This is a genomic window from Treponema sp. OMZ 803, assembly GCF_024181165.1.
Lineage (GTDB): Bacteria > Spirochaetota > Spirochaetia > Treponematales > Treponemataceae > Treponema.
Genome location: NZ_CP051195.1, coordinates 481,967 through 497,592 on the forward strand (window position 1 = coordinate 481,967; position 15,626 = coordinate 497,592).

Sequence of the window (15,626 nt, forward strand, 5' to 3'; positions counted from 1 at the left end):
ATCGCACCAGACTGTTTTTTACCACCCCGCGGAATAAAGAGGTTGTTCAAGCAGAGCTGCCAAGGATGGCAGTGGTTCCATGCAGCAGCGATGTTTTGTGCACGTACAAAACTCGCCTTCAACGGTTGTACACGGATGTACAACCGTTGAAGATGGTTCAAATGCTTGCCCAATCTCCTGATTTTGCGATTCATATTTATTTGTCTGATGCGTTTGCCCGCCTTTCCTAAAAGTAGTGTGAAATTTTGTATATCTACAAAATTTCACACAGAAGGATAAAAGTTATGAAGAAGATTCCGATTGTCAGTACGGTTGTAACCACAGTAGACGCGATGCAGCAGGCGTGTAAGCAGTCAAACTTCAGTATTATCTCGCAACAATTACATGATTACAGCGAAGCGCTTGCCGCTTTTCGATACGAGATGCCGGAAATCAAGATTATCGATTTCGGTGATCCGGCAGTTCATGCGGAAAAATGCCTTAAAGTGGTAAAGGATGATCCGTGGCTGCTGTTCGGGGGCGTTATTGCAATTACCGATTCACAGGATCAAAAGGCAACGTTGACGCAGCGGAAAGAGCCTAACTTTTTATTCGTTTTAACGCGCAAGGAATTTGAACAGTATGTTGCGCAAATTATTAAAATTTTAAATTCACATGAACATTTTTTAGTCAATCGCGGTATGAACCATCCTGCGAATGAACTTGAGCATGGCAGCTTTATGAGTGAGACCGACCCGTTCGAAATTATGTTCTATGCAAATCTCATTTCTACCTACCTTTATAATACCGATCGTGTGAATGAGGCTGAACGGAGTGCCTTTCAAGGCGCGATGATGGAGCTGCTGTTGAATGCCGTAGAGCATGGAAATTGCAATATCAGTTATAATGAAAAATCAGAATGGCTCAAACAGGGAAAGGATGTACTTGAGCTCATCAGGATAAAACGGAAGGATCCTGCCGTTGGAACAAAAAAAGTCTTGATTACGTATGATATTTCTCCTGAACGCACGCGAATTACCATCAAAGACGATGGAAAGGGATTTGACTGGCGTTCCGCGCTTGATGCTCCTTTTGAGGCAGGGCTGCATGGTATGGGTATTAAGATGAGTCAGAGCTTTGTAAAGGAGTTGTATTATAATGATGCGGGAAATGAGGTTTCATTCGAGGTGCCGAACCAGAAAGACAGCACCAATCTGACGCCGGCAATTCTGCGGGAACAAGAAACCTTTCATTTTAATCACTTGCAGGTCGTATGTCGCCAAAACGACGAAACAAATAATCTCTTTTATATTCGATCCGGTCGCTATGCGGTCTATGTGAATAATACGCTGCTGACAGTGTTGACACCGGCGGATATCTTTATCGGGGAGATGGCTTTCCTCACCAATGATACGCGATCGGCAACGATTGTCGCGATCGGGAACGGTACGTTGGTTAAGGTGCCTAAGATGAAATTTATGAAGCTGATCGAAGCGTATCCCCATTACGGTATCTTTTTGTCACGACTCCTTGCAGACCGCCTCGCACGTCAATCACGCGAGAGCGCAGCACTTAAAACAGAACTAAAAGCTTTGAAGGATTGATGTTCGAATAAACACATTTACAAAAAATTGCTGCTGCGCTATACTTGCACACATGCTTTCTAAAAGTTTAACGGTGCTTGAATTACTCGATCTCGACTTAACAGAACACGATGCCCTTCACCTGCATTGCGTGTGCGGGCAAAAGGGTTTGACGCGCAGTATTACCGTTGCGGATTTAAACCGTCCCGGGCTTGCGCTGTCAGGATTTTTTGATTCCTTTGCATATCAACGTGTTCAGTTATTCGGCAGAGGAGAATGCGCCTATTTGCAAACACTTATCGAAAGCAATACTCTCGAAAATATCAAAAAAATGCTTACCTACGATATTCCTTGCTGTATCTTTTCTCATAATATCCCTCCTCCTGCCGTATTTTTAGAGCTGGTGCAGGGAACGGGATGTCCTGTGCTGCAAACCGACCTTTCCTCCAGTGCGCTTTCCGTGCGGCTGATGCGCGTTCTCTCCAATGTATTTGCTCCGACAGTCGCGATACACGGTGTTCTGGTAGAAGTGTACGGGCTCGGTATTCTTATTTTAGGCGATTCGGGAGTTGGTAAGAGCGAAACGGCGCTGGAGCTTGTAGAGCGCGGGCATCGCTTGATCGTTGACGATGTAGTAGAAATCACCTGTATCAATGGTAATAGTTTGATTGGACGGGGCGCCAATAAGATGATCGGGCATCACATGGAAATACGCGGACTCGGCATTATCAATATCATGCAGCTTTACGGGGTTCGTTCCGTGCGTGAGCAAAAGCAGATACAGCTGGTTGCAAAGCTGGAAGAATGGGATTCGCATAAAGTGTATGACCGTATCGGTACCGAGGAACTTACCACCGAGATATTGGATGTAAAACTGCCGCTTTTGGAAATACCGGTAAAATCAGGGCGGAATATTCCGATTATTTTAGAAACAGCCGCGATGAACGAGCGGCTCAAAAGTATGGGCGTTTATTCTGCGAAGGAATTTAATCAAAACATTCTGCGCTGGATGGAAAGCGATACGAGCCGGGTACCGTATTATTCGGCGGATGATACCTATTAAGGAAAAACTATGGTAACAAAAAAGATTATTGTGCAAAATCGTGCCGGAATCCATGCGCGCCCCTCATCGTTGATTGTACAAACGGCAAATAAATTCCAGTCGAATATTATGTTTGAAAGAGAGAATATTACCGTCAATGCAAAATCCATTATGGGCGTGATGACGATGGCTGCAGGATATCAAACCGAGCTGACCGTTTCCGCCGACGGCGTCGACGAAGCTGAAGCGATTGCTGCACTTGAGCAGCTTTTTGCAGCAAAATTTGAAGAGGAATGACGTAACCGGATGAGTACTCCTTTATGGCTTTTTACCGGCCCCGAATTGGGGGAACGGAGCGATGCGCTTGAAGCGCTGCGGAAGAGTGCAGGAAAAAAATATGGACAACTCGACAATCATCTCTTTTATGCGGCGGATACCTCAATATCGGTGGTGTTGGATGCCGTACAGAACGGTTCCCTATTTGCGGATGCTCGGTTCGCCGTTGTAAGAAATGCGGAAGCAATCAAGAAAAAGGAAGACATACAAGCGCTTACGCAGTGGGTTGAACAGACGCCCAATGAAGATGGCGCCTTTTTAGTGTTGATTTCCGATGAAATCGGCATCGATAAAAAAATTGAAGCACTAGTACCTAAAGATCATAAAAAAATATTTTGGGAACTGTTCGAAAATAAAAAACAGGATTGGATTCGCCGTTTTTTTGCGCAATCGAGGATCAATATTGAACATGATGCTATCGATGTTCTGTTGGAGCTGGTGGAGAATAATACCGAAGCGCTTAAAACTACATGCACACATATCAGCCTCTTTTTTGAGCCGGGAACAACGCTAACGGCGGAGACCGTTGAACGTCTGCTTGCCCATAATAAAGAGGAAACACCGTTTACGCTTTTTGATGCATTGAGCAATGCCAATTTGGAATATGCGTTGAATATCCGCCAAAAGCTGACCCTTTCCAAAGAATCTTCGCCGGTACAGCTGATTGCGGGACTTACTTACTGCTTTCGACGGCTGTGCGACTGGCATGCTCTTGCGAAAACAGGCGGGATTGACGATTTCAGTTTAAAAAAAGCAGGCTTTACGTCGAAAAAAGCGATTGACCAATACCGCCGCGCAAGCAGACAATGGAACGAACAAACCGTGTACCGTATTATATCGCTCTTAAATAAGACCGATATGCAAATCCGTACGATGGGGCAAGAACTTTCGGGAGTGCTGCTCGATACTTGCCTCTACAGCATTATTTACAATCAAGGGCGTGAATTAGCCGCATATAGTAACGCTGCACAGCTGTGCTAACTATGCGACGGTAGGGTATCTTTAATTGACACAATCGCCCGCGCAGTATACAATTCCGCAATATTTTTCGAACAATCACTAAAACACAACCTTTCGAGCCTAATTGACAGGGGCGTTTGAGTTCAAAACAGGGATGATATGAGTAAAGAACAAAACAATCAGAAATTAGTACATTGGGCGGATCAAACCGCGGAGAAGATTATACGCGAGCGCGGCGATTTGGAATCTTATACGTGCGCCTCGGGAATTACGCCGTCGGGAACCGTTCACATCGGCAACTTCCGGGAAATTATCTCGGTTGATTTAGTTGTACGTGCGTTACGCGACCGCGGCAAAAAGGTACGCTTTATTTATTCGTGGGATGATTACGATGTGTTCCGCAAAGTGCCTGAGAATATGCCGGGAAAAGAAACGCTGCAAAACTATCTGCGGTATCCCATCACAATGGTACCCGACACAACCGGCCGCGACACGTCTTACGCGCGTCATCACGAAGTAGATGTAGAGCAGGTGCTGCCGAGAGTCGGTATTCATCCCGAATTTTTATATCAGGCTGAACGGTATCGCAGCGGCATGTATGCCGAAGGGATGAAAAAAGCGCTGCAGAACCGCGACAAAATAAAGGATTGCTTAAACCGCTACCGCGATGATGAGCATAAAATTCCCGCAACGGAAGAATATTGGCCGGTTGCGGCTTTTTGCTGCAACTGTAATAAAGACACTACCGAGATTGTTTCTTACGACGGCGAATACGGATTGGAATACCGCTGTACAAGCTGCGGTCATCAGGAAAAGGCCGACTTACGCACCTCAAAGGAATTAAAACTCGGATGGAGAGTTGACTGGCCGATGCGCTGGCAGTTTGAAAAAACGGTTTTTGAACCTGCCGGAAAAGACCATCACAGCCAAGGCGGTTCTTTCGACACGGCGCGGCTTGTCGCGGATGAAGTATATGATTGGCCTGCTCCCGTCAGCTTCCGCTACGATTTTATCGGTATTAAAGGCTTGCCGGGTAAAATGTCCTCGTCGAAGGGGAAGGTTATCAGTCTGTCCGATGTCTTGAACGTGTATCAGCCCGAAATTGCGCGGTACTTGTTTGCCGGAACGAGGCCGAATACGGAGTTTTCCATCAGCTTCGACTTGGACGTTATCAAAACCTATGAGGATTACGATAAAACCGAGCGTATTGCATGGGGTGTCGATAAGGCTAAAAACGATGAGGTGTATGCGAAAGAACGCCGCATCTATGAACTTTCGCAGGTTGAAGGGATGCCATCCTGTATATCGTATCAAATTCCGTTCAGACACCTCTGTAACCTGTTGCAGATCAATGCGGGAGACATTAAAGCAGTAATGAAGCTTTTGCCGGATATGGAGGAAGAACAGCGGGAGCGTTTTGAAGCACGGGCGAAGTGCGCATGGTATTGGATTACCGAATGTGCGCCGGAAGACTTCCGGTTTGCACTGCGTACCGACGGCGGCAAGGCGGAACTTTCTGCAGCCGAAACCGCTGCGCTCTGCAAAATCCGCGATGAGCTGTTACCGCAGATGGATGCGCTTGATGAAAAGGCTTTTTCAACTGCGCTGTATGATGTAGCTCATGCGTGCGAAATCGAACCGAAAGCGCTGTTTACCGCCGTCTATCAGGCGTTGATTGGGAAAGACCAAGGACCGCGCCTTGCAGGTTTTATGAAGATAATCGGAAAGGAACGGCTTGCACAATTGCTTTCATTTTATTAGAATACTGCGCAAATGATGGCACAAGGTTGTAATGCGGTTTTGAATGTACATTCTACTTTAAAAGACAGGCAAGAGGTATCCCATTTTTGCCGCTTCATCCTTTGCAGCCGGTTGTTATGTTATTATTGAATTTTTTAAACGCTCTTTTTTAAGGGCGTTTTTTTTTGTGAACACGGATGGGCATCTCTAAAAACTCGGTTAGATTTTTAGAGATGCCCGACGAGTATTTTTATAAATTGTTATACTGTAATAATTTATAAAAATACATCGCAAAAAGTTTAAGGAAAACCTCTAAAAAACTGAAGTTTTTAGAGGTTCTCGGATGCTTTAAAAAGCCGGCCGCGTTTATGTATTTAATTTAATAGAGGAGTTTGATATGAAACAAGTTATTATGGAAGCGGAATCGCTTCAAGGGTATTTGACATCGAAGGATAATGCATATCTCAAAAAATTAGATGAATTGTATAATCAGACAATGCAACAATTTACACGGCTCGATACTGCCGCGGATATAAAAGAAAAAGATGCGGCTGAAACTGAGATTATCGCATTATATGATAAAATGGGAAAGATTTTGCAGGAAATCTGTAAAGAAGTGCCTCAGCTCAAGGTGTATTCATTCATTACTGATTTTGCAAGCCATGCGGAAGCCTCTCGCGTTATGGCGAAACTGCGCAGCAGCGAAACCGGTCATAACGAATTCATCTATTATACTCAGCGCGCCTTTGAAATGCTGTTCAAACTTGCGTATAGCGGAAGCCACGAAGACAGCAAAAACTACCTTATTTCCAAAACGCCGGTTACCGTTCCCGTACAGAACTATGCCGTACATAAAATCTGCGACATCGATCATAAGATAGAAAATACCGTCATGTGTGTTATGCTGCGCGGTGCACTCCTTCCGTCGATGATTATGTCCAAGGAGATTGAAGAATATTCCTCACACGGCTATGTAACCCCGTTCGCACTGTTTAAGATTAAACGGGATGATACAAAAAAAGTCGACGATATGCAGTACGTACTCAATTTGGATATGTCGTATTTCAATTTAGAAGAATTGAACGGAAAAGACCTGATCTTTGCAGATCCGATGAATGCAACCGGCGGCAGTTTGATTACTGTTGTCAAATACCTTGAACGGCAGGGAGTGAAACCGAAATCGATCAGCTGCTTCCATGTCATCTCATCGCTCAAGGGAGCTTTGTGTGCCGCCCGCGCTTTAAAGAACTGTACGGTGTATACACTGTGGATGGATCCTGCACTGAACTCCGCCGCGTATATTCTTCCCGGGCTGGGAGATGCGGGCGATAGGATCAACGGGATTGATGAAGCTGAACATCCGCGGAATATGATTCAGCTTATTGCGGATTACGGCGCGACTATTGCAGGTTTGTATCGTCATCAGTTGAGAGCGATTGAGAATGTGGTGCTTCAAAATAAATAAGCGTATCGATGAGAGAGTGGTTCAATTGACGACGGGAGCGGTGGTTCAACGAATTACAGCTGTTAACTCCGCTGAGGACGTCTACAATATTGTCGATCGAGTACCGAAAAACAGCATACTGTTTGTTCTCCTTTTTTTTATAACCGCTGCCGGTCTGTTTGCAAAGGGCAGTGTTGATTCCGAGACAGCAAAAGCCTATTTTGAAATTGCTCAAGCCTATACCGAGATATCCAAGTACGACAAAGCGGCGGAATTTTACCTAAAGGCGGCAAAAGATCCTGCGCATAAAAATGCGGCGGAGTATAATTTGGCACGAGTGTATGGGCTGCAAGGCGATTGGGAAAAGGCAAAGAATATTTTTGAACGGCAATACAAAGAAGCGCCCGGTAATGTGTTGATTGCAAAGGCGTATGCCTACAGCCTTGCAGCAACCGGCGACGAAGCGCGCGCCTGTGAAATGTATAAAAAATTGTACGATGAGGATTCGGAAAATCCCGAAGCGGTGCTCAATTATGCCCGTATACTGATTCTTTCCAAACGGTACGACCAAGCACTTTCTTTTATTGAGGAGATGAAAACTCGATTTACCGAAAGCAGCGAAAACAAAGCCTTTGCCGAACTCGAAGAAAAAATCAAGAAAGCGCAGGAAGAGCCGGAAAAACAGAAAAAAGAACCGCAGCATCAGGAAGAGCTGAATAAAGACGGTAAAGCGCAAGAAAAGCAGGATAAAGAAGAGCGGAATAAGGGCGGTACCGAAAACCGATCGGGAAAAGCCGCCTCCAATTCCAAGGCTGAACCGAGTACTAATTTTGAAAAGGCGAAGGTAGATGAAAGGTAGATGATAAGAAAAAAGCATAACAGGTTTGTCAGCAATGTAGGGTTTATTCTCGCTTGTGTCGGCTCGGCTGTCGGTATGGCGAATGTGTGGGGTTTCCCCTACAAACTTGGAAGCAACGGCGGCGGCGCCTTTTTGCTCATCTATATCTTATTTGTTATCCTTTTCGGATATGTCGGACTTTCCGCAGAATACGCAATCGGCCGCCGCAGCGGTACGGGGACGCTCGGTTCCTATGCCTATGCGTGGAAGCACGGCCGCAAAGACCTTGAGGGCATCGGTAAGATAGTCGGATGGCTGCCCTTGGCGGGTTCAATTACAATCGCCATCGGGTATGCCGTTATCATCGCGTATGTACTCAAGGCTTTTACGCAGTCCGTATTGGGCAGTATTATGACGGTAGAACCCGGACAGTGGTTTGAATCCTTTGCCTTTCAGCAGTTCAGCGTTGTGCCCTATCATATGGTTATTATTATTGTAACGCTGCTGACCATTGTGCTCGGTGCACATACAATCGAAAAAACAAATAAAATAATGATGCCGCTTTTTTTCATATTGTTTGCGGCATTGGCAGTTCGTATGGCATTTTTGCCCGGCGCTTTTGCAGGGTATACGTTTTTATTTACCCCCGATTGGAATCATTTAAAAAATCCGTCCGTGTGGATAACCGCGATGGGGCAGGCCTTTTTCTCATTATCTATTACCGGCTCGGGAATGATTGTCTACGGCGCTTATTTAAGTAAAGATCATGACTGCGTAGCTGGAGCAAAAAATACCGCACTGTTCGATACCATCGCGGCGATTGTTGCAGCTCTTGTGATGATCCCTGCGTGCTTTGCTTATCGGATGGATCCCGCAGGCGGTCCCGGTTTGCTATTCGTTGTCCTTCCTTCCATTCTTCAAAAAATGCCCGGCGGCAGAATATTCGGTATCATCCTGTACCTTGTCGTCGTGTTCGGAGGAATTTCATCCTTGCAAAATATGCTTGAAGTGGTCGCCGAATCGCTGATGCACACGTTTAAAGGCTTAAAACGCACCGCGGTGATTACCGTTCTTGGCGTCATCACCTTCGGCATCGGTGTATTTATGGAACCCATTGCAGAAACCAAGGGCGCAATTCTCGGTGGTTGGGGCGCATGGATGGATTTGGTCTCCACATATATTATACCGATCGGTGCAGTGCTCGGCGCTGTTTCCTGGTTCTGGGTAATGAAAAAAGATGAGCTTTTGGACGAAATCAACACCGGAGCAAAGAAACGCTACGGCAACGGCTGGTACTACCTTGGTAAATACGTGTACACACTCTTCGCATTGTTTTTGTGCGTTGTTGCATTGATGCGCGGCGAGGGATTTTAGAGCATAGGCCTAATCCGGCTGTTGATGATGTGTTCCGGCGAATGCTATGATAGAAAGATGAGGCTGTTTGGCGAGGTATAGTTTAGATTGAAAGCGTGTAGTTTCTATGATATTATGAGGAAAGGTCTAAGGGGTGTTATGTGGTTGACAAAATTATAGGTGACAATAATGAAAAAAAAGGAAAAAAATGGGTAGTGAAAAAAAACAAATTTGACAGAATATCACAATGGATGGGTTTTATTGGTTGTATATTAAGTATAATTATTGCAGCTTTTAATCTTTATTCTAAAATTAAACCATTACAGCATAATGTGAGCATTGCTGTTCCAAAAGTAGATATTAACGAGGATAATATTCAATTTGCTTTAGTTTGCGATAACAAGGGTGATTATGATGAAATAGTAACAGATGTAAGTTTATATTTTGTTGAGAATTACCAAAGTAATAATATGAATAATGCACACATTGCTCAATCGAATGAATTAATTTTATTACCCAAAAAAGGTACTGTTAAAAATATACTTGTAGGCAAACTCGATCTAAACCGCATACCTTTTAATATTTTACTGGTCAATGATAAAACGTATACTATTGTGCTGAATATTAGTTTAGTAAAAAATGATAATGAAATAGTGACAAATGAGTTGCCTATTGGAATGATTAAAATATTGAAAAATAGTAATAATGATTTTGTCTCGGGAGATATTCAATTTATTACACAATATAAAAAAGTTGATTTTAGTAAATCAAAACCAGTTCTAACAATTACTAGTTTCCCTAGAACTATAGAATATGATACTTTTGAATTAAGCATAGTTAAGTAATCGACGAGCGATCTAACACCCGCTTCAACGCTGGCAAGCGGGATAAGTCCGTTTGCCAGCTTAACTGCCTGTTACCCGGATACCCCTCTGGAATGCTTGGAGAATAAAAAATAGTTTTTAATGGTTTTTTACTAATATCATTTTACTTTTTCGTATTCATTCTTCCTGGAATCGGAATAATTTTTGGTATTATAGAACTTAAAAATAAAATCTCAAATAAGAACGCTGTTTCTAAAAAGAAAAATAATAGATTTGGTATTTATGGTATTGTTTCAATTCTTTTTATAATTTTTCTTCTTTTTTTTCCTATCCATACAGTTCTTTCTTTAAAATATTCAAAACCGGAATCTTTATTAAACTATTTTGAAAAGAACTTTGATTATTTTGAAAAGTACAGTTTTGGTTATAGAAAGCAAGTCAAACTTACTAAGGGAGTAGTAATACGTGATTTTATGCTACTTGAGGTATTCTAATAATAGAAACGTAGCTTTGAAAAAATGGAAAGAATATGACTTTACTTATTTCAAATCAGATTATAGAACTGGAACAGACAAATGAATAAATTAACACAAAATAAAGTTAGTATTATTAGTATTTATTTCTTTATTTTCTTATTCTTATTTGTATTATCATTATGTATTTACAAAATATCTGATGGATCAATTACATACATCGAAATGTTACAAGAGGACTATTTAATAATTTTACTTGGTGTTCCATTATTTATTCTTTCAAAGCATAGTTTACTTGATAATTTTATGAGTATTATTATCATTTTAGGTACAATAATTCCAATCGGGTTTTCAGTTAAGAAAAAGAAGTTACTGCCATTTATTATCATTAATATATTATCAGTAGCGTTATGGTTCTTTATCGGAATGATTGCGTTTGGCATTAGAAAAGGAGAAGGATAAAACTTCTAACACTTACTTCAATACTGACATTTCAGACAAGCCGCAAATGCAGATTAAACGAATGTTAGACGTACACCTTTAGTGCAGGAGAGAAAAATGAAATCAACTGAAGTATATAAAACTATAAATGCAATAATTAAGGATGATTTTAAAGCATTAAGATATAAAAAAACTAAAGGTGGAATGCTTGGGTTTTATAAGCAAATAAATAAATTATATGTAATATTTTGGTTTCAATGTTCTCAAAGTGCTTTTAATTTTTATACAGGATCAAAATTTACCATCGAATTTCAGCTAAGTGAGACAGATGGAATAGGCTCTGAGGCTATTGAGAGGCATAGAATAAGTCATTATTTAACACAAGAAGAATTACAATACATTACAAAAAAAGAAAATGAAATAAGAAAAAATATGAAAAAGCCCCCTTCAAATTATTCATTGCTAAATATGTCTGATGATATTAAAAAATGGTTTATGAAAAATTACGAACCCATAAGAGATGTATATAATAATGATACAGATATTTGGCTTAGATATATTGAAGAAAAGAATATAAAAGAATGGGTTGAATATTTTAAAAATATAATCAAAAGAATAGTAGGTGTCTTGGAGCAAAAAGCAATGAGTCAGGAACGCCCATTAATAGTAATTGGTTGATAGTAACATAAAAAAACAATCCCCTTACTGCTTAATGGAATAGAACCCGTCCTCTTCTGCAACAAAACCTTCGCGGATGAGACCTTCGAGCGCTTTATCGAAGAGGAGCTTTTCCGTCTGAGTATTGCCGTACAGCTCTGCATATTCTTGACTATTGTGTGCCGTAAGGGTTCTGATAACCGCTCCCCGTGCCTGTCGTACCGAACCTTCAAACTTGGACTGTTTGGTATAATGTCTGCTTTTTCTGTTCGGATTGACGGTTTTCTTTTTTAATTCCACGCCGTAGTCCATCAGCGCGTAGTACCAAAGTCGCGGATTTTCTTTATACAGCGAGGCTTCAATATGCGGAAATAGTTCTTTATCGCTGATATCGGTTCTGTCCTTAAAAAAGAAAAAGATAAACACCGCGCGGATATTTGTTTCGATAAATGCGTTGGCTTTATTGTAGGCGAATGTCGAAATCGCGGCAGCCGTGTAGGGGCCGATACCTGAAAGTGTTTGAAGCGTTTCAGGAGCATCGGGAACAACTCCGCCGTATTCGCTTACAATGGTTTGAGCGCACTGATGTAAAAAACGCGCGCGGCGGTTGTATCCGAGACCTACCCACTGCTCAAGCACCCGCACGAGGGAGGCAGCCGCAAGGTCTTGCACTGTGGGGAACACTTCCAACCAGCGGTTATATTTTTCCACCACCCGTTCGGTCTGCGTTTGCTGCAGCATAAATTCGGACACGAGGATGGAGTACGGATCGTTCGTTGTGCGCCACGGAAAAGACCGCCCGTGTGCGGAATAATAATCTAAAATCGCTTTTTGAAAATCGCTGTAATCGGGTGTGTGTACGGATTCAAAAGTATTCATAGGTTTTCTATTGTATGGATAATGTGTATAAACTTACGGTTATAGAATTGATATCCATTCATATTGCACGCTAATGTTCAGTTTATGATATGCTTTTGTTATGCATCTGCTTTCGGAACAATGAGCGAACGCCGTAAAAGTTCGTCTATGATGAGCTCTACAATGAGATCGGGAGTATAATGCTCCGTATCGATCAGCATATCGGCAAAGGCATAATCGGTATTGTCGATATTATACAGTTCTTTGTACCGGCGGGTATCGTCGCTGTCCCGCATCGCGGTAAACTCTTTGATATGCTCAAGGCTTCCCCCCTCCCGTTGAAAGATACGTTCCGCGCGTACTTCTTCAGAGGCATAAAGGTACACTTTTAAATCCGCCTCTTTCAGCATCCAAATCGCAAGGCGGGAACCGAGTACACACGATGATTTCAGCGCCTGTTCAACTTGGCGGTTATCGACAATACGGTCAAAACTGAAATCGGTCTTTGCTTGTTCAATGACTTGCTTTAACGGCATATCCAATTCTTTTGCGAGACTTCTAAAGGTGTAATTGATGCACGGGATACCCAACGTATCGGCCAGCAAGGTAGAGACCGTTGTGTTGCCGCAGCCGGAAGCGCCTGAGATCGCAATGCGCAGCTCTTTTTTTGCAGGAATAGCATAGTCGTTTTTCATCAGTGTATCCCTCATTCGATATTATGAGCCTGCTCGCGGATATTTTCCAGAGCATCCTTAGCGGAGATTACCGCTTGTCCGATTTCCGTCAGCTGATTTTTGGAGCCGATGGTGTTAATCTCCCGATTGATTTCCTGACATAAAAAATCAATTCTTCGACCGGGAGCTTCGTTTTCCGTAATTTCTTTTTCTAAAGCGGCGATATGCGCTTTTGCCCGTATAATTTCTTCATTGATTGTATACTTAACAAGCAACGCCGCGACTTCCTGCATAACACGCTGCGGATCCGGTTCACGCTCCATCAATTCGGAAAATTTCTTTTTCAACATCGTAGAAAAAAGTTCTTCCATCCTTGCAGCGTGCCGCTCAATCTCCGCAACCGAGTTGGAAAGTACGGCAAGCATTTTCCGTATGTCTGCGGATAATGCCTTACCTTCTTCAATCCTGCACGTGTTGAATTTTTCAGTCAACTCATCGAGGAGAGGAATAAGAGCGTGTTGCCAAAGCTCCTTATCAAAGTTTTTATCGATTTGCAGCACCCCCTCTTGCCGTAAAATCAGGTCGAGCGTGATTTGATTTTCCATTCCGAGCGCATGAGCGATATCGGCGATGGATTTATAGTACGCTTGTGCAAGGGTAATATTGGGTAGAATGGGCTGCTCATTGTGTAATTTTTTTAAGCGGAGATAAAAATCGACTTTACCCCGTATAATACGCTTGGAAAAATACTTACGCAAAAACGGTTCGAGCTGAGTCATCGTAGACGGAATATTGATGTTGAGATCCAAAAATCGAGAGTTATAGCTTTTCAGTTCGCAGGAAATGTCGGTACCGTTCACAATGCCGTCAAGGTAGGCATAGCTTGTCATGCTCTTCATACGCGCGCCTTTTCGAGTAAGTCGTTATAAACGGCGCGGCCGAGTTTCCAATTATCGCCTGCTCCAACGGTGATAAATAAGTCGCCTGAACGCAGTTCATGTTCTACAAAGTCCTTTGCGTCCATAATCTCTTCAAAGTAATAAACCCGTCTGCGCCGCTTTTTCATTTGGTCGAACAAAGTTTTGCCGCTTATCGATCCGTTGTATTTTTCCCGTGCCGAAGCATATATCTTATGCAGGATCACCGTATCGGCGTAGGAAAAGGCGTCGGCAAATTCGGGAAGCAGCGCTGCGGTACGCGAATAGGTATGCGACATAAAATCCGCGATAATCCGACGTTTAGGATAAAAGTCATGTATACCTTTGAGCGTTTTATAAATTGCGGTCGGATGGTGTCCGTAATCGTCCATGAAGAGGATGCCGTTGACTTCGCCCAAAATTTCACTGCGCCGCTTTGCCCCCTTAAACGAAGCGAGATTGTTCCTGATTACGGTGAGATCGGCAGCGGTAATCTCTTGTCGTTCCTGCTTGATAAGCCCGATTACCAGCGCGATAGCGGCGGCGGCATTGAGGACGCTGTGCTCTCCCGGAATACCGATACGGAATTCTCCGCCGAAGCCGCGCAGAGAAAAGACCGACTGCCCGTTTTGGATGCCGAGGGTTTTAATCCCGTAATCGCCGTGCGCCGTTTTGCCGTAAGGCGTTAAGACAAGATCGGGACGGGAAGAAAATGTCAATTTTGCCGCCTCCCGCGCTCCCGCATCATCGGAGCAATAGATCAGTTCGTTGAACTGGGGCAGGCGGTCGATATACTGTAAAAAGGCGGTTAATATGTCTTCGTATTTAGGATAGTAGTCCTGATGATCGCTTTCGATGCTGGTAAGCACGATTTTTTGAGGATGAAAAAATAAAAAGTTGCGTTTATATTCGCACGTTTCAGCCACAAAATACTTTGAACCGTTGATAACCGTACACCCGCCGCCGAAGTTGGACACGGCGCTTCCCGCCAATACGGAGGCGCTTAAATGTAAGTCCTTTAAAAGAGTACCTGCGATACCGGTAGTCGTTGTTTTGCCGTGTACGCCTGCAATACCTGCCGAATAGCTGTGCTCGGAAAAAGCGCCGAGTGCTTCGGGATAGCTCATGCGCGGGAGATTTTGCTCCGCAGCAGCATGCAGCTCCGGATTTTTATCAGGCGTGTAAGCCGTCGAGTATATGATCAGTTGGGTGGAAGCAGGGATATTTGAAGGCGCAAAAGGACTGCTGACCGGTATATTCAGCTTACGCAGCAGTGCATCAGTATAAAATTCATCGCTGACATCGCTGCCGGTCAATATTGCACCTCGCGAAACAAGCAGCTCCGCTAAGGCCGCCATACCGGTTCCTTTTATACCGATCATATGTATATGATAACCGGAGAGATTTTCCGGCAAACGGGTTGTAATCATAGAGGAATATAATAATGAAAAAGTTTGTTTTAAACAAGGCAAAGCTTTAACAAGGGCTTGACACCCAATACCGTCTT

At 43.3% G+C, this 15,626-nt stretch carries 15 protein-coding genes; 11 read left to right on the forward strand and 4 right to left on the reverse strand.

Annotated features, from left to right (window positions below):
• Positions 1–284 precede the first annotated feature (284 nt).
• The 11 genes from ABH09_RS02195 (at position 285) to ABH09_RS02245 (ending at position 11,691) form a co-directional block, all read left to right on the forward strand.
• Complete coding sequence (locus ABH09_RS02195) at positions 285–1,583, forward strand: cyclic nucleotide-binding domain-containing protein (protein WP_162662359.1); 1,299 nt, start codon at positions 285–287, stop codon at positions 1,581–1,583.
• A 52-nt stretch (positions 1,584–1,635) separates the two neighbouring features.
• Positions 1,636–2,625, forward strand: coding sequence for an HPr(Ser) kinase/phosphatase (hprK, locus tag ABH09_RS02200; RefSeq protein WP_162662361.1), 990 nt, complete (start codon positions 1,636–1,638; stop codon positions 2,623–2,625).
• Between the two features lie 9 nt (positions 2,626–2,634).
• Positions 2,635–2,901: an HPr family phosphocarrier protein gene (locus ABH09_RS02205; protein WP_162662363.1), complete on the forward strand. Its 267-nt coding sequence runs from the start codon at positions 2,635–2,637 to the stop codon at positions 2,899–2,901.
• A gap of 9 nt (positions 2,902–2,910) precedes the next feature.
• On the forward strand, positions 2,911–3,921 hold the full coding sequence (gene holA, locus ABH09_RS02210) for a DNA polymerase III subunit delta (RefSeq protein ID WP_253715027.1): 1,011 nt from the start codon (positions 2,911–2,913) through the stop codon (positions 3,919–3,921).
• A 138-nt stretch (positions 3,922–4,059) separates the two neighbouring features.
• Positions 4,060–5,661: a lysine--tRNA ligase gene (lysS, locus tag ABH09_RS02215; protein WP_253715028.1), complete on the forward strand. Its 1,602-nt coding sequence runs from the start codon at positions 4,060–4,062 to the stop codon at positions 5,659–5,661.
• Positions 5,662–6,022: 361 nt separating this feature from the next.
• On the forward strand, positions 6,023–7,105 hold the full coding sequence (locus ABH09_RS02220; RefSeq protein WP_371922137.1) for a uracil phosphoribosyltransferase: 1,083 nt from the start codon (positions 6,023–6,025) through the stop codon (positions 7,103–7,105).
• Positions 7,106–7,121: 16 nt separating this feature from the next.
• Positions 7,122–7,943 carry a tetratricopeptide repeat protein gene (locus tag ABH09_RS02225; protein ID WP_253715030.1) on the forward strand — a complete coding sequence of 274 codons (822 nt, stop codon included), beginning with the start codon at positions 7,122–7,124 and terminating at the stop codon, positions 7,941–7,943.
• Positions 7,944–9,296, forward strand: coding sequence for a sodium-dependent transporter (locus ABH09_RS02230; protein WP_253715031.1), 1,353 nt, complete (start codon positions 7,944–7,946; stop codon positions 9,294–9,296).
• Positions 9,297–9,436: 140 nt separating this feature from the next.
• The gene (locus ABH09_RS02235; RefSeq protein WP_162662372.1) at positions 9,437–10,120 is read left to right on the forward strand and encodes a hypothetical protein; all 684 of its coding nucleotides are present in this window, start codon (positions 9,437–9,439) and stop codon (positions 10,118–10,120) included.
• A 554-nt stretch (positions 10,121–10,674) separates the two neighbouring features.
• Complete coding sequence (locus ABH09_RS02240; protein WP_162662374.1) at positions 10,675–11,034, forward strand: hypothetical protein; 360 nt, start codon at positions 10,675–10,677, stop codon at positions 11,032–11,034.
• A 96-nt stretch (positions 11,035–11,130) separates the two neighbouring features.
• Positions 11,131–11,691: a hypothetical protein gene (locus tag ABH09_RS02245; RefSeq protein WP_253715032.1), complete on the forward strand. Its 561-nt coding sequence runs from the start codon at positions 11,131–11,133 to the stop codon at positions 11,689–11,691.
• A 24-nt stretch (positions 11,692–11,715) separates the two neighbouring features.
• Here ABH09_RS02245 and ABH09_RS02250 read toward each other — a convergent pair whose 3' ends face one another.
• From ABH09_RS02250 to murC, 4 genes are all read right to left on the reverse strand, one after another.
• Complete coding sequence (locus ABH09_RS02250) at positions 11,716–12,549, reverse strand: HhH-GPD family protein (RefSeq protein WP_253715033.1); 834 nt, start codon at positions 12,547–12,549, stop codon at positions 11,716–11,718.
• 98 nt (positions 12,550–12,647) lie between these two features.
• Entirely contained in the window at positions 12,648–13,223 is a 576-nt protein-coding gene (gene cmk, locus ABH09_RS02255) for a (d)CMP kinase (RefSeq protein ID WP_253715034.1), read from the reverse strand.
• Positions 13,224–13,234: 11 nt separating this feature from the next.
• Positions 13,235–14,101, reverse strand: coding sequence for a YicC/YloC family endoribonuclease (locus ABH09_RS02260; protein ID WP_162662380.1), 867 nt, complete (start codon positions 14,099–14,101; stop codon positions 13,235–13,237).
• Positions 14,098–15,549 (reverse strand): UDP-N-acetylmuramate--L-alanine ligase, encoded by a 1,452-nt coding sequence (murC, locus tag ABH09_RS02265; RefSeq protein WP_253715035.1) that lies wholly within the window; start codon positions 15,547–15,549, stop codon positions 14,098–14,100. The genes ABH09_RS02260 and murC overlap by 4 nt, the downstream gene beginning before the upstream one ends.
• Between the last annotated feature and the right edge of the window lie 77 nt (positions 15,550–15,626).

Coding starts and splice junctions, on each gene's coding strand:
- ABH09_RS02195 (WP_162662359.1), top strand. CDS start 285: ATGAAGAAGATTCCGATTGTCAGTACGGTTGTAACCACAGTAGACGCG.
- hprK (WP_162662361.1), top strand. CDS start 1,636: ATGCTTTCTAAAAGTTTAACGGTGCTTGAATTACTCGATCTCGACTTA.
- ABH09_RS02205 (WP_162662363.1), top strand. CDS start 2,635: ATGGTAACAAAAAAGATTATTGTGCAAAATCGTGCCGGAATCCATGCG.
- holA (WP_253715027.1), top strand. CDS start 2,911: ATGAGTACTCCTTTATGGCTTTTTACCGGCCCCGAATTGGGGGAACGG.
- lysS (WP_253715028.1), top strand. CDS start 4,060: ATGAGTAAAGAACAAAACAATCAGAAATTAGTACATTGGGCGGATCAA.
- ABH09_RS02230 (WP_253715031.1), top strand. CDS start 7,944: ATGATAAGAAAAAAGCATAACAGGTTTGTCAGCAATGTAGGGTTTATT.
- ABH09_RS02240 (WP_162662374.1), top strand. CDS start 10,675: ATGAATAAATTAACACAAAATAAAGTTAGTATTATTAGTATTTATTTC.
- ABH09_RS02245 (WP_253715032.1), top strand. CDS start 11,131: ATGAAATCAACTGAAGTATATAAAACTATAAATGCAATAATTAAGGAT.
- ABH09_RS02250 (WP_253715033.1), bottom strand. CDS start 12,549: ATGAATACTTTTGAATCCGTACACACACCCGATTACAGCGATTTTCAA.
- cmk (WP_253715034.1), bottom strand. CDS start 13,223: ATGAAAAACGACTATGCTATTCCTGCAAAAAAAGAGCTGCGCATTGCG.
- ABH09_RS02260 (WP_162662380.1), bottom strand. CDS start 14,101: ATGAAGAGCATGACAAGCTATGCCTACCTTGACGGCATTGTGAACGGT.
- murC (WP_253715035.1), bottom strand. CDS start 15,549: ATGATTACAACCCGTTTGCCGGAAAATCTCTCCGGTTATCATATACAT.